We start from the raw sequence: 1,660 nt of genomic DNA on the forward strand, positions 1-1,660 counted from the left end.
CAGCTCCTAAGAAACTGCTGCCTCGAGGAGCTCACCGGTTGTGAGATTGATCAAGCCGAGGCCCAGATGGGCGGCGCGTTTGCGTAGGCGTTGGAGGATACGGGTGCGGTGTTGCGCATCATAGGCGTCGGCGCCGGGATCGTGGTAGAGCAGTTCACCCTTGAGTAAACGGTAGACCAGGATGGCTAGTTTCCGGGCGGTGGCGGTAATGGCTTTTGCTTTGCCGACCCGGTAGGCGAGGCGGCGGTAGAAGGCCCCGAGGGCGGTTTGGGTGCGGCCGAGACTCATGGCGGTCAGGCGAAGGATGGCCGCGGCGCGATTGGCGGAGGGTTGGGTGCGCGAGCTGAGGAGGCGCCCGCCGGAGATCTTGTTGCGGGGTGCGAGGGTGAGCCACGAGGTAAAGTGGTGTGCGGTGGGCCAGCGGCGCATGTCGGTCCCGATTTCGGCGAGCAACCGGAGGGCCGTGTACGGGCCGATGCCATCGACCTGTGAGAGATCGACGCCGGTGAGGTGGTGCAAGGGCGTCCGCAGGTCAAAGCGCGGTTCGTTGGCGCGCGACCTCTGCCGCGGCCGTGCGTCGGGCAGGGGCTTGGTCGGTGCCGCTGTCCGAGCAACCAGCATGGTCAGATGGGCTTCAATGGCGGCGTCGCACGCGGCGAGTTGCAGCTGATAGGCGTCGAAGAGCGCCAGGTGTTGCTGGAGGACGAAGACATGCTCCGGGCGATAGTTGCCAGTGAGGGCGGCGACGATCTCGACTTCGGACGCGTGGCAGCGGTAGTCGCGATGCTGCGCGAGGTGTTGGGGATCGCGCTGCCCCGCCACGATGTCGCGGAGGATGCGCATGCCGGTGACCCCGGTGATGTCGCTGACGACCAAGGGCAACTGCACATTCATCTGCACGAGGGTTTTCTGCATGCGCTGGGTGTGGGCGCTGGCGCTTTGCACGAGTGACGCCCGGTGGCGGCGGTAGGCGCGGAGCGCGACGGTGGCCTCGGCGGGCCGGAAGCTGCCGCGCAGGGGACCGACGATGTGGAGGTCCCGTAACCACTCGCAGTCGGAGACATCGCTCTTGCGTCCGGGCACGTTCTTCACGTGGCGGGCGTTGACGAGGAGCACCGTGAAGCCGCGGGCTTCGAGGATCTCGAAGATGGGAATCCAGTAGACGCCGGGGGCTTCCATGGCCACGCTGGTGATGCCGCAGGCGGCGAGCCAGTCGGCTAGACGCTCGAGATCCCCGGTGAAGGTCGCAAAGGAACGGACCGGCGTCGGATCGCGATCCGGCGCTACCGCGACGAAGTGCTGGGCCGATCCGCAATCGATGCCGGCGGCATTAGGATTGATGCGTTCGAGCACGGCGGGTGAACGGCGTGCCTTGGGCGGACGACGGCCATGACGATTCATTGGAAGGCTCCCGTACATTCCTGTACATTGAAGAGGCCTCCGGGAACAGGGATGCGGATGGAAGACAATCTCCTAAACGGGATCACGCCGCGTAACGGCGTGTCACCAGTGATGACGCCGCAAATCCCAGGACCACGCTAACAGACGGACTCAGAGTACCAGTGCGGGTTCGGTCTCGGTTCCCGGAGGTCTCCTATTCTACTACGCCGTCAGTTTCTGGTGCGATGAGTCGCGATCACATCGCGTGGGCCGCTAACAG

1 protein-coding gene is annotated in these 1,660 nt (G+C 65.1%); it reads right to left on the minus strand.

What is annotated here, in order from left to right:
* Positions 1–6 precede the first annotated feature (6 nt).
* Positions 7–1,401: an IS110 family transposase gene (locus VES88_02345; protein HYN80312.1), complete on the minus strand. Its 1,395-nt coding sequence runs from the start codon at positions 1,399–1,401 to the stop codon at positions 7–9.
* Between the last annotated feature and the right edge of the window lie 259 nt (positions 1,402–1,660).

Source organism: Gemmatimonadaceae bacterium (assembly GCA_035633115.1).
Classification (GTDB): Bacteria; Gemmatimonadota; Gemmatimonadetes; order Gemmatimonadales; family Gemmatimonadaceae; genus UBA4720.

Coding starts and splice junctions, on each gene's coding strand:
- VES88_02345 (HYN80312.1), bottom strand. CDS start 1,401: ATGAATCGTCATGGCCGTCGTCCGCCCAAGGCACGCCGTTCACCCGCC.